This is a genomic window from Ottowia thiooxydans DSM 14619 (assembly GCF_000422885.1).
Taxonomy (GTDB): Bacteria; Pseudomonadota; Gammaproteobacteria; order Burkholderiales; family Burkholderiaceae_C; genus Ottowia; species Ottowia thiooxydans.
The window spans coordinates 1-12,609 of the sequence record NZ_AUGX01000032.1 but is presented as its reverse complement, the minus strand read 5'-3'; the positions used below and the strand labels follow the sequence as shown (position 1 = coordinate 12,609).

Genomic DNA, 12,609 nt, shown 5'->3' with positions numbered 1-12,609 from the left:
ACTGGCCGGCCGCGAGTATCAGGATAGAAACGTCCGCGGGCCGGAATCGAAACGCGATCGTTCGGATTTATCGCATTCAGCGCTCCGGGCGAGAGACACAGGGAGTGATCAGATGTTGAAGAGGAAATTGGCCGTTCTCGCGGCTGCTGGCGTGGCTGTTTTCTTGGCTGGCTGCGAAACCACCAACATGAAAATGGGTAACCCGGAGGCCAAGACTGTGGCCACCGGCGCAGCAGGCGGCAGCGCCACCTCTGGCGAAAACAGCCAGCTTGAGAAATGCGCGTCTCCGCTCGGTACGGTGTCCTTGGTCGAAAACGAAACCGCAGGCTGGTACACCATCCTGCGCAACGAATACCGTCTGCCCCCTACGGCAAACCTGCTGCGCCTGCTGGTGCAGCAGTCGAATTGCTTCGTGGTGGTGGAGCGCAGTGCCGCCGGCATGCGTGCCATGAACCGCGAGCGCGAACTGATGGGATCTGGACAAGCGCGCCAGGGCAGTAATTTTGGCGGTGGCCAGATGGTTGCTTCTGATTACGGCATGTCACCTGAAATCATCTTCAGCGAAGGCAATACCGGTGGTGGCATGGCTGCGCTGGGTGGCTTGATCGGTGGCGGTCGTGGCGCCGCTCTGGCGGGCATCGGCGGCAGCATGAAGACACGTGAGGCCAGCACCATGCTGACCCTGGTCGACAACCGCTCGGGCGTGCAGGTTTCTGCCTCAGAAGGCAGCGCCTCCAAAACTGACATGAACCTGTTCGGCGGCATTGGCGGCTGGGCAGGCGCTGGCGGTCTGGGTGGCTACCAGAACACCCCACAAGGCAAGGTCATCACAGCTGCCTTCATGGACGCCTACAACCAGATGGTGCGTGCACTGCGCAACTACAAGGCGCAAAGCGTGCAAGGCCAAGGCCTGGGAGGCGGTGGCCGCCTGGGTGTTGATGGCGGCGCCGCACCTCAGCAAACCTATACCCCGCAAACCGCACCCGCTCCCGCTAAACCGGCCACTACGAATCGCCGGAAAAAGCGCTGAAGCGTTGAATCCCTGAAGTTGTCGGATAGCGGGTAGCCGGCAGTGCGAAATGAGGGCGATAGAAGCAGGTTTTGCTTCTATCGCCTTTTTTATGGCCCTTTAGGCTGTGCTGCGCAGGGCAAAGCTTCGCTTCGAAACGAAAAACGGTCAGAGATCCATTTAAGGAGAGTGCTTTACAACAAGGGCATTGCCAAGTACCGTGGAGCGTCGCTTTCAAAGAACGCCACTTGGGATCGCGCTTTTTTGAGCTTGTTCAAAGCCGTCATGCGGGCACGCAGTCGTGGGGTTGAGCGTTTTGCAGCGTTGCAAACCCTTCTTAATCCGCAAGCTCCTACGCCGTACGCCAAGAATTGAGCAGAAGCTTCCAAAAAATCTGCCCGCAAGGGTAACAACTACGGCCCCCTTGGGGCTTGGAGGAGTTTTGATGATCGCTGTTGCCTCGCCTGCTCGTAAAAAATCTCCAATTTCACGTTGGCGCCGGGCCTTAGTGGCCGCTGCACTCACGTGCGCCGCCAGCGGAGCCGCTCTTGCCGCTCCGTATGCCATCACCTATACCGGCACGATCGGTGTCTCGGGTTTCCCCGAAATCATCAATGGTCAAAGATACACAGTGACGTTTGTCTTTGACAATCAAGGCAACTCTGCAAACAGTCAAACCTGGACCACGGCTAACCTGACCTGCGCGATCTGGCGGATGAACAATGCGGGCAACGTGGTGTTCGCGCAGAACCTCGTCACAGCGCCTGCCTCCGATACTTCGGGTGTCGTCACTACAGATGCCAGTGGTGCACTGACTTTGCTGTTCAGTGAGGTAGCAAGCGAGTTTGTATCCCCAAGCCAATATACCGTCAGCGGCATTCCATTGACTTCCTACGTAAATTGGTTTGCCAATGACGCTAACAGCGTCTTCTACGACGAGGATACCGGAACAAACTTCGTAGATGCCAACAGTGGCGGCATACGCATGCTCCCCGCTTTTTGGAGCGCCCCGACCCCGTTCACCGGCAATTGTCTTGCAGCGCCATTACCGCCTGCACCCGTTGCACCCCCGGTCGTTACTGCCGTTCCTGCCCTGGGCGAATGGAGCCTCATGCTGCTGGCGCTCGGTGCTGCTGGATTGGGCGCGCGGCGTTTGCGCAAGCGTGATTGACGCATCCAATTGAGTGAGTGAAGAACTCCCTGCATTCTTTCGGTGCAGGGAGTTTTTGTTTGCGGAGTGTCTTCCGTCAGGTTTGCGTGATTCGGCGCATTGTCACTGCGCAGGTGTTTGCAACTGAAGACTCCTATCCTGATTTGTGACGGCGGCTGGCACATCAACCCACCGGGTATGGTTTGCGCCAGTGCCTGGGGAGGAGGGCAACCACGTGCACCTCACATTCCCCCTGCCCGTTCCCCAGCGTGACTCAAGCGCACACAGCTGCAGCTTCTTACGTGGCATATGGAGCAGGCACATGGAACCGACCGCTCCTGGTGGTTACTCACTACAGGACAGGCCTTCGCTTCGAGCCCATAGCCGGTTCACCGGTCATCGAAGCATTTCCGTTCTTTATGCCAGGAGCATTGAATCGTGACTCGTTACTCCGCACTACTTGAAGATTACGCTCGTCATACCGGATTGCCGGCCCAGGAGTTTCTGGCCAGCCAGGAACTGGTGTTCGGTGACATCGCCATCGGCCTGGCGCCGGAAGGCGATGAAGATGTTGGAGACGTGACATTTTTTACCTCTCTGGGGCGCCCATCGGCCGAGGTCGACCGAGCGCAGCTGATGCAACTGATGCTGGAAGCCAACGGCCTCTGGGTGGGTACGGGAGGCTGCACGCTGGGCCTGCAAGCGGGCACGGGCGTCGTGTTGCTCTGCGCACGCTTGTCCTTGGAAGTGACCGACGCGGCATCACTTTCCACCGCACTGCAGGGATTTGCGACAGTGGCCACTTTGTGGCGTGAGGTGGTGCTGGGCAAAGTAAAGCCGCAACTGCAATTGGCTTGAAGTAGATCCACCATGCCCCTCCATGATTTGACCTTCGATTTGTTGCCCTCGCGCTTCGCCGGGGTTTCCACGGGCGGTACCAAGCCTTCGACCCGAGGTGCGGTGACCAGCCTGGCAACGGTGAGCGACAAGAACATGGGTCCACGCCAAGACGGCGTGCAGCCTGATTGGAGTGCGTGGTGCAGGAGTCTGCTCGGTTGTTCTGCGAGGCCTTTGGAAATCATCGAATCCGTGGGGGAGCACGAGGTGGCTGCGAGTGTCCAGCCAGCCGCTATCCCGGTCGAATCGAACGCCGCTGAGAGTGCCGTACAAAATAGCCACGAGATCGAACAGCAGATTCTCAACGAGGGAAAGCAGCTGATCGCGCTTCTGCGTGTTCTGAAGGACGACCCGGAACTGAGGGCGCATCTTGAAAATGGTTTCTTGAAAGCAGGCATCAAGGACGGGATTGGCCACTTCCAGAAGAGCGGGAGCCTGGCTACGACGAACGCATCCTCTGAAGTCAACACGCTGTCTTGGGGGGACTGGAGTGCTGGTTTGCAGGTAACCGTCGGCAAGACCCTGGACTCCACCATCAAGGCAGGGGCCATCGCGACGGCGACTGCCGTGGCCGGTTATCTCGCTTCCTATACGTTTGGCGGCTTGGCCACGATGGGGCTGACGGCCGTCGGGGTGGGATGTGTCCTTAAGGAGGGGTTCACAGCGATCACGCAGCTACCTCAGGCCTTGAATAAGGAGGGATTCAAGATTCATGTGGATCAGCGCATGTCCGAGCTCACTCGCCTGGTGAACAGCAAGATGCTGCTGAAAATGCAGGAGGAAAAGCGCGAGCCCGTTCTTGATCTGGCGAAGGTGGTCGAGTGTGAGAATAAATTGGGTCAAACGCAGTTGACTGCCGAGAAAGACAAGATCACTGCCGAGATGAATGTTCGCGGCCCAGGTGTTCCATTTGTTCCATTCACGGCTGTCAAAACCGGCTCTGGGGGCTTAAGCAAAAAAATTCTGAGCGGAGCACTAGAAGCCAAGGCAGCGTTTCAATCTCTCTTTGCGCCCCTCGTTCGCGGATTGTCTACCTTGAGTGGGTTTCTAACGGATCTGCCCAACATCGTTCGGCGAGCTTATGCGCGCAGGGAGGCAGACAAGCTCGAGCAGGCCCAGATGCTGGTTTACCGCCAAACCATTCAAGACTTGGTGAGCCGGAGCGGCATTGAGGTTTCAAATGGAGACATCACGCAGGCAGCGCTACGGGCAAACCATTTCAACCCAGGAAGCAACACGACGTTTGATGGGACTGCATACCAGGCACGCCTGGGCGCAAGCCTAGCTGACCTCGTCCGCAGCAGTTCTGAGCCAGTCCTTATCGACGTCCAGGTTGGCTCGCACCACTCCATGCCCGTCAATCTGACTTTGGCGCGTGCGCTGAGTTGGCATCTTTCCATCGAGGCTGCGAAATCGAGTCAGACGCTATCTGAAAAATCAGATGACCCCATGACGGTGGCAGATCCTGATGGGAAGCTCTATGGCTTCTTGATGAGCGTACCGGGGGTTTATTCTGGAAGTATGGTGGGCGTGGGAAATGAACAGGCGCCTCTTGGCAGCCAGATGATCGATGACCATCGGGCTGGTTTTCCCCATGGCGCAAGGAGCATGCAGTTCGAACAGGAGTTCGAACTGAAACTGGACGAACACGGCCAGCCCTTGCGGGACCAGGAAGGCAAACTCCAGCTGGGTGCACCCCGGCTACGTATTCGATTTCTTAAAGAGCCTGTTGCGCATATTCATGCCTCTTTGGGCAATGCAAGCAAGACGTGGGGATCCCTGCTAATGGCTATGGGCAATACTGGGCTCGATACAGGCAAACCCTCCGCAGTGGATTACTCCAATACGTCAACCTCTGAACTGGCGCAGCGCCTGAAGGAGACAAAGGATCAGTTGACGATGAAAGATGCACTTCTCAAGCTGAATGAGCGTCAGATTGAGATACTGGGGGGCTGGAAGCAACTCAATTTCGAGCCAGGAAGCGTGTCAGCGTCCTGATTAGGTCAGGAAGATCTATGCCAAGATCACGCATCCACCCTCAAACAAAGGAAGGCTGCTTTGAAAACCCGCATTACTGAGCTCTTCGGTATCCGCCACCCCATCATCCAGGGCGGCATGCACTATGTTGGTTTCGCTGAATTGGCGGCCGCTGTTTCCAATGCCGGCGGCCTGGGCATCATCACGGGCCTCACGCAGAAAACGCCTGAACTTCTGGCTCGCGAAATCGCGCGTTGCCACGAGATGACCGACCAGCCTTTCGGCGTGAACCTCACCTTTCTGCCCACGTTCGCATCACCACCGTACCCAGAATACATTGCGGCCATCATCGAAGGGGGCATTAAGTCTGTGGAGACCGCCGGTCGCAGTCCCGAAGCCTACATGCCTGCACTAAAGGCGGCTGGTATCAAGGTAATTCACAAGTGCACCTCGGTGCGCCATGCCTTGACGGCTGAGCGCATTGGCTGCGACGCCGTGAGCGTAGATGGTTTCGAATGTGGTGGCCATCCCGGTGAAGACGATGTGCCCAACATGATCTTGCTCCCGCGCGCTGCTGAAGAGCTAAAGATCCCTTTCGTCGCTTCGGGTGGCATGGCGGATGGCCGCAGCCTTGTGGCGGCGCTCGCACTGGGTGCCGAAGGCATGAACATGGGTACTCGCTTTATCGCGACTAAAGAGGCGCCGGTGCATGACAACGTCAAGCAGGCCATCGTCAAAGCCTCGGAGCTCGACACCCGCCTCATCATGCGTTCACTGCGCAACACCGAACGTGTGATCAACAACGTGGGCGTGGAACGGCTGATGCAGATCGAACGCGAGAAAGGCGACGCGCTGAAGATCGACGACATCATGGATCAGGTCGCCGGCATTTACCCCAAAGTGATGACTGGGGGCGATATGGACGCGGGCGCCTGGAGTTGCGGCATGGTCGCAGGGCTCATCCATGATGTGCCGAGCTGCGCCGAGCTCATTGACCGCATCATGGCGCAAGCGCACGAGCTTATCGCCAAGCGCTTGACCGGCTTGCTGCAGTAGTCCGGCGCCCTTAAAGACACCTTTCTGACGATAGTCTCGTGCCGCTGCGCCACTGCTTCTTAGAACACTTTCTTGGGAACCATTCCGCGGCGTGAGTTACTCAGGTAAGGAGTGGGCAATTTTACGGAGCGTAAGGAACGCGCACTGAATGTGATGAGGCTTGAACCCATAAATGTCAAAAGGAGCTCAGTATGCAAATCAATTCGCCAAGTAGCGGTATAGCCCACGGCTCTTCCCTGCCGGCTCTTGCGCAAACAGGCAAGGAAGTCGACGTCGCAGCCAGGCTTGCAAGCATCACGGGCGAGGCCAAGGTGCTGAGTGGCTTGCCCGGTCATCAGCGTCTAGTTGCCGAAGACGATTGGGCTCTCATGCAAACACGTTGCGGAAAACTCAAAGACGAAATCAATGAGTCCATGGGCCCAGGATCAGCACGTGACGCGGCTTTGGCTAAAGTGGATGACTACCTGAAAGAGAACAAAGAGGTGCAAGAAAAACGCATTTCAGATCTCCGCGATGCAACTCCCGTCATGCTTCGTAACCGGTCGCCGATTCCTCCCTACAGGAAAGTGTGAGCCCGTAAGGACCCTCTGCGAAGCCTTTCTCAGTTGAAGACCTTACCTGGGTTCATGATGTTGTCCGGGTCCAGTGAGTGTTTGATGGTGCGCATCATGGTGATGGCACCAACACCGGCTTCTTCCACCAGAAAATCCATCTTGTGCAGGCCCACCCCATGCTCGCCTGTGCAAGTGCCGCCCAGTTGCAGGGCGCGCGTCACGACCTGATGATTGAGCTGTTCAGCGCGAGCGCGTTCAGCGTCGTCATCAGGATCGATGAGATAACCCATGTGAAAGTTGCCATCGCCTACATGCCCCACGAGGAAGTAGGGGATGCCGCTTTCATCGGCCTCGCGCACGGAGTCAAGCAACGCATCGGAAAGGCGAGAAATTGGCACGCAAGTATCTGTAGTGATGCAGCGGCAGCCTGGGCGGCTCTGCACGGCGGCGAAATAGGCATTGTGCCGCGCAGTCCATAGGCGCGTACGGTCCTCGGGCGTGTCAGCCCATTCAAAATCGGCGCCGCCATTGTCGCGGGCTAATTCCTGCACGGTTTCTGCCTGTTCCTTCACGCTGGCGGGTGAGCCATGAAATTCCATCAGCAGCATGGGCTCTTCGCGCAGAGTGAGTTTGCTGTGCCGATTGACGGCCCGCACGCTGTTGGCATCGATCAGTTCCACGCGTGCGATAGGCACACCCAGCTGTATGGTGGAAATGACTGTGTTCACAGCCTCGGCAATACTAGGAAAACTGCAGATCGCAGCCGAAACCGCTTCAGGCAGGGGGTAGATGCGAAGCGTGATCTCAGTCACCACACCCAGCGTGCCCTCGCTGCCCACGAAAAGGCGGGTCAGATCGTAGCCCGCGCTGCTCTTGCGCGCACGCGTGCCAGTGCGAATGACTTCGCCACTGGCGGTCACGACTTCCAGTGCGAGCACGTTCTCGCGCATGGTGCCGTAACGCACGGCATTGGTGCCGCTGGCGCGCGTGGCGGTCATGCCGCCAATGCTGGCATCTGCCCCGGGATCAATCGGGAAAAACAAGCTCGTGCTCTTGATGTCATCGTTCAATTGTTTACGGGTAACACCGGGCTGGACCGTCACCGTAAGATCTTCTGCATTGACCGAAAGCACCTTGTTCATGCGTGTCAGATCAAGGCTGATGCCCCCCTGTACCGCCAACAGGTGCCCCTCAAGAGAGGAGCCTACGCCATAAGGAATGACTGGAAACTTATGCGCGGCGCACAGTTTCACGGCGTCTTGCACATCTTGTGTGCTTTCGGCAAACACCACGGCGGAGGGGGGTGGTACGGTGGTGAAGGCCGACTCATCCCTGCCATGCAGTTCACGCACAGCCATCGCCGTGGACAGCTGGGTACCGAAACGCTGCGAGAGTGCCTCGACTAACGCGGGCGGCGCTTCGCGCTGCTGGTACTGAGGGGTGATGTGGGCGGTTTGAGTGGGGGCATTCATGACAGTGTCCTCTTCATCGGCGAGATACCGGCCAGTTTACGGCTAACTGCAGGGGGAGGGGACCAAGGTGTGCCGCAGGTGCGCTAAAGTGCGCGCATGACTGACCGCTACGCCGTTATCGGCAACCCCATAGACCACAGCAAGTCGCCTTTGATCCATGGCCTGTTTGCAAAGGCCGCCGACCAAGACATGCAGTACTCGACGCTGCTGGGCGAGACCAGTCCTGGTGGCTTCGCTCGTGCGGTAGATGCATTTCGGGCTGAAGGTGGGAGCGGCATGAACGTGACCGTGCCATTCAAGACAGATGCCTTTGCCTATGCCACCGAGCTTTCGCCTGATGCGCAACTGGCTGGCGCCGTGAATGCCCTGAAATTCGAAGACGGCCGCGTGCTGGGGCAAAACTTTGACGGGATCGGTTTGGTACGCGATGTACAGCTTAACCTGGGACTGCCAATTGCCGGCCGACGCGTGCTGGTGCTGGGCGCCGGTGGTGCCACCCGTGGCGCGTTGCTGCCGCTGGCGCGCGCGGGTGCAAACACCATCGTTATCGCCAACCGCACGTCAGAGAAGGCCCGCGCGCTGGCACAAGACTTCACCCCCCACGCCAAAGGCGTGACCGTGCAGGGCTGCGGGCTTGATGCGCTGGACGACCAAGTGTTTGACATTGTGTTCAATGCCACCTCGGCATCGCTCGGCGCCGAGATGCCCGTCATTTCACCGTCAGTGTTTGCGCCCGGCGCGCTGGCCTACGATCTCGTGTACGGCAAGGGGCTCACCCCGTTCCTGCGCTTGGCGCGTGATGCGGGCCGCTCGCGAGTGGTTGATGGTGTGGGTATGCTGGTTGAGCAAGCTGCCGAAGCCTTCGAATGGTGGCGTGGCGTACGCCCTGATACGCGCGAAGTGATCACGCGGCTGACCGTACCGCTGGTTTGACCACACTTCAAAGTTTTTGAGACTTCAAAGTAAACCAATTCCTGGAACGTGAGCGCGTTTCAAAGACCTGCTCAATGGAGAACTGATATGGGAAACCGCCTCACGCAAATCGCCACCCGCACCGGCGACGATGGCTCTACCGGCCTGGGCGACAACACCCGGGTATCTAAAGACAGCCTCCGCGTACACGCCATGGGCGACGTGGATGAGCTCAATAGCCACATCGGCCTGCTGCTCTGCGAAGACATGCCGGGCGACGTGCGTGAATTGTTGATTGATATCCAACACCAGCTTTTCAATCTGGGGGGCGAATTATCTATTCCTGGCTTTGAGCTGCTCAAGGCAGAGGCCCTGCTGTCTCTGGATGAGGCGCTTCAAACGCACAACAGCCAGCTGCCCCGTTTGCAGGAATTTATCTTGCCGGCTGGCACGCGTGCAGCCGCACAAGCCCATGTATGTCGCACAGTCGCCCGTCGTGCGGAGCGTGCAGTTGTCGCGCTAGGCCAAGCCGAAACCGTACGCGAAGTACCACGCCACTATTTGAACCGGCTGTCAGATCTAATGTTTGTTCTGTCGCGCGTACTCAATCGCTTTCGCACAGACGGCAGTGTGGGCGACGACGTCTATTGGAAAAGCGAGCGACTCGCCCGCTCAGCCGACGAGTGATATCGAATTAGCTTCCCGCAATCACCCCGCAAGCCAATCTAGGCCCGGAATTCCCAGCCGGCTGGGCATTGATATCGTCAGGGTCCTTGTGCACGATAACGCCTTTGCCCACAACGCTATTGGGCCCGGTTAGCTTGACGCTCTGGCTGACATACTGCACCCGCGCCGTACCCATCGCATCAGCTTGTAATGTGGGCAGGTCGCCTACATGCCCGTGCCCCGGCGCTCCATGCGGCGAACCAGTAGGGTTGAAGTGCCCGCCAGCGCTCATCGCATCAGGGGCAGAGCAGTCACCTCGCTCATGGATGTGAAATCCGTGCACCGCATTCGGTTTGAGGTTCTTCACTTCTCCTGTGATCCGCGTGGCACCGTCCTTCATCGCCGCGAAACGGATCATGCCTTCCACTGGTTTGGCGGCCAGAGGTTGATCCACCTGAGTGGCGCGCAGCGGAGCTTGCGCAACCTGTTCAGGCAATGAGCCCGTACTAGGGCCAATGGAGCACCCACTCACAAGCAGCCCCAGACCAATAGCGGAGCAGATGATGGTGGTTCGACCCAGATGTGCAATGGCTGTCATGGTGATAACTTTCGCGGAGTGCGGGCCGATATGGCCGCACTCCGTTGGTTTGATGGATGAGAAAGTCTTTGAATGCGATCTTAGGACCGTCGCCGCAGCAAGGCATGTAGGAGAACCGCTCCAAATGTCGCGGTTCCGATTCCACCGAGAGCGAAGCTGCCAAACTTGAGTGTGAAGTCACCAGTACCCAGCACCAGGGTGATAGCCGCAGTGAGCAAATTCACGGGATCGGTGAAATCCACCTTGTTATCTACCCAGATCTTGGCGCCCGCGATCGCAATCAGGCCAAACACCACGATAGACACCCCGCCCATCACCGGCAGCGGGATGGCCTGGATGAGCGCACCGAACTTGGGCGAGAACCCCAACACCAGCGCTACACAGGCCGCCACCACAAACACAGCGGTGGAGTAAATACGTGTGGCTGCCATGACGCCGATATTTTCTGCGTACGTCGTCACCCCGGTACCGCCCGCGGAGCCGCTCACCATGGTGGCAATGCCGTCACCTATGAACGCGCGGCCAATGTAGGGATCAAGATTGCGGCCGGTCATAGCCGTTACCGCTTTGATGTGTCCAAGGTTTTCCGCCACCAAGATGAGTGCAACTGGTGCGATCAACAACATCGCATTGCCTTCAAATACAGGTGCGGTGAATTTAGGCCAGCCTAGCCAGGCCGCGTTAGCTATGCCCGCGAAATCCATGGGCTTGCCGAACCCCATGCCATTGGTAAGTACCAAGTAGATCACGGTGGCCAGTGCCAGGCCCACCAGGATCAAGAGGCGCTGCACCATTCCGCGAGCGAACACAGCCACCAGGGCCACGCTAATGAAGGTAACTGCCTGCATCCAGCTGTCGAAATTGCTGGCGGCCATGTTCTTGATCGGGATAGAAGCCAGGTTCAAGCCGATCACCGCCACCACGCTGCCGGTTACCACTGGCGGCATGAAGCGCTCAATCCAGCCTGTACCCACGGCTTGCACCGCCACACCGATCAAGGTATAGAGCAAGCCGCACGCAATGATGGCTCCCAGCGCGACACCTATATTGGTATTGGGCCCGCTGCCTGCATAGCCCGTGGCCGCAATCACCACGCCGATGAAGGCGAACGAGGATCCCAGGTAGCTGGGCACCTTGCCCCCAGTGATGAAATAGAAGATCAGCGTGCCGATGCCGCTCATCAAGATGGCCAGATTGGGATCGAACCCCATCAGAATGGGGGCCAGCACGGTGGCTCCAAACATGGCCACCACGTGCTGCAGACCCATGGCCGTGGTCTGCGGCCAGGGCAAACGCTCATCTGGGCCGATCACTCCCGCTTCCTGCAACGCGGCCGAAGGCCTCTCCTGCCAGCTGAATAAGCTCATCCTCTCACTCCTTCTAATGTTGATATCGCGATAGTAGAGCCTTCTCTATCGCAACAACAACGTAGTTAGAAGGAACTCTGTCCCGCACGACGGCCCCACCCCACATGACCAGAGGTATATCAGCGGCCTACCGGATATTTCTTCAATCTATAGGAAGAGGGTCATAAATCGGTGCTATAGTCTCGCTCCTCCCCAATGACTGCAAGCAGTTGGATGGGGAGCGAAGCAGGCACTAGCTGAAAGGCGAAGTCTGCGGGTGGGGTAGCTTAGATGTGTTTCGGTTTAGGCCGGATTGCAAAAAACTCCCCGGGTTGTTGCAAAGTACTTAAAAACTGTGCCATAATCGTGGGCTTCGCTGATAACAAGTAAGTTATTAAGTGAGCCGGCAATTGAGTTAATAAGTTAACTCAATTGCCAGGGTTTTTAGTGGTATTAAGTTTTCGGACTTAGCTGCACAAAGACCCCGGTTGTTGCAAGGTTATAAAATACTGTGCCATAATCGAGGGCTTCGCTGATAACAACTAAGTTGTTCGGTGGGGTGGCAAGGAGGTTAACGAGTTAACTGAATTGCTGGTGGGTTTAGGTGGTTTTGAGTTTTCGGACTCGGCTGCAAAAACCCCAGAGTTTGACAGGTCTTTAAAATCTGTGCGATAATTCAAGGCTTCGCTGATCGCAGCGAGTCAGGCAGAAAACGACAAGTTTGCTGCTGGGTTCATTAAAAATATACAGCCGATAAGCGTGAGCGTTTGGTGGGTTAATTGCCAAGTCTTTTAGACTATCAAACGCTCATGAGAATAGAAGTGAAGTTCACTTCAATTCCTTTTTTATGAGTAACTCGAAAGAGTATAAATTTATCAAGATCGAACTGTAGAGTTTGATCCTGGCTCAGATTGAACGCTGGCGGAATGCTTTACACATGCAAGTCGAGCGGCAGCGCGGGGTAACCTGGCG

At 57.3% G+C, this 12,609-nt stretch carries 11 protein-coding genes and 1 rRNA gene; 9 read left to right on the top strand and 3 right to left on the bottom strand.

All coding sequences use genetic code 11. The annotated features are described in order from the left end of the window. Nucleotides 1–112 precede the first annotated feature (112 nt). The 6 genes from G518_RS0120275 (at nt 113) to G518_RS0120245 (ending at nt 6,661) form a co-directional block, all read left to right on the top strand. On the top strand, nt 113–1,030 hold the full coding sequence (locus G518_RS0120275) for a CsgG/HfaB family protein (protein WP_028604105.1): 918 nt from the start codon (nt 113–115) through the stop codon (nt 1,028–1,030). A 424-nt stretch (nt 1,031–1,454) separates the two neighbouring features. Then, on the top strand, nt 1,455–2,180 hold the full coding sequence (locus G518_RS0120265; RefSeq protein ID WP_028604103.1) for an IPTL-CTERM sorting domain-containing protein: 726 nt from the start codon (nt 1,455–1,457) through the stop codon (nt 2,178–2,180). Nucleotides 2,181–2,597: 417 nt separating this feature from the next. Beyond that, nucleotides 2,598–3,017 carry a type III secretion system chaperone gene (locus G518_RS0120260; protein ID WP_169457975.1) on the top strand — a complete coding sequence of 140 codons (420 nt, stop codon included), beginning with the start codon at nt 2,598–2,600 and terminating at the stop codon, nt 3,015–3,017. Between the two features lie 12 nt (nt 3,018–3,029). After that, on the top strand, nt 3,030–5,054 hold the full coding sequence (locus G518_RS0120255) for a hypothetical protein (protein WP_028604101.1): 2,025 nt from the start codon (nt 3,030–3,032) through the stop codon (nt 5,052–5,054). A 60-nt stretch (nt 5,055–5,114) separates the two neighbouring features. Next, nucleotides 5,115–6,089 carry an NAD(P)H-dependent flavin oxidoreductase gene (locus G518_RS0120250; RefSeq protein ID WP_028604100.1) on the top strand — a complete coding sequence of 325 codons (975 nt, stop codon included), beginning with the start codon at nt 5,115–5,117 and terminating at the stop codon, nt 6,087–6,089. A gap of 191 nt (nt 6,090–6,280) precedes the next feature. Beyond that, a complete protein-coding gene (locus G518_RS0120245) occupies nt 6,281–6,661 on the top strand; it encodes a hypothetical protein (protein ID WP_028604099.1) in 381 nt (126 codons plus the stop codon). A 29-nt stretch (nt 6,662–6,690) separates the two neighbouring features. Here the strand turns inward: G518_RS0120245 and G518_RS0120240 are convergent, their stop codons facing one another. Further along, on the bottom strand, nt 6,691–8,115 hold the full coding sequence (locus G518_RS0120240) for an FAD-binding oxidoreductase (protein ID WP_028604098.1): 1,425 nt from the start codon (nt 8,113–8,115) through the stop codon (nt 6,691–6,693). 96 nt (nt 8,116–8,211) lie between these two features. On the opposite strand from G518_RS0120240, the gene aroE reads away from it, so the two are divergent. Next, nucleotides 8,212–9,048: a shikimate dehydrogenase gene (gene aroE, locus G518_RS0120235; protein WP_028604097.1), complete on the top strand. Its 837-nt coding sequence runs from the start codon at nt 8,212–8,214 to the stop codon at nt 9,046–9,048. Between the two features lie 87 nt (nt 9,049–9,135). Further along, the gene (locus tag G518_RS0120230) at nt 9,136–9,714 is read left to right on the top strand and encodes a cob(I)yrinic acid a,c-diamide adenosyltransferase (RefSeq protein ID WP_028604096.1); all 579 of its coding nucleotides are present in this window, start codon (nt 9,136–9,138) and stop codon (nt 9,712–9,714) included. Nucleotides 9,715–9,721: 7 nt separating this feature from the next. Here G518_RS0120230 and G518_RS36070 read toward each other — a convergent pair whose 3' ends face one another. Together G518_RS36070 and G518_RS0120220 are read right to left on the bottom strand one after the other, a co-directional pair. Then, complete coding sequence (locus G518_RS36070) at nt 9,722–10,291, bottom strand: superoxide dismutase family protein (RefSeq protein ID WP_051237115.1); 570 nt, start codon at nt 10,289–10,291, stop codon at nt 9,722–9,724. An 80-nt stretch (nt 10,292–10,371) separates the two neighbouring features. Further along, nucleotides 10,372–11,658 (bottom strand): solute carrier family 23 protein, encoded by a 1,287-nt coding sequence (locus G518_RS0120220; RefSeq protein WP_028604095.1) that lies wholly within the window; start codon nt 11,656–11,658, stop codon nt 10,372–10,374. Nucleotides 11,659–12,520: 862 nt separating this feature from the next. Between G518_RS0120220 and G518_RS0120215 the strand changes: the two genes are divergently transcribed. Next, a 16S ribosomal RNA gene (locus tag G518_RS0120215) occupies nt 12,521–12,609 on the top strand; the annotation flags it as partial.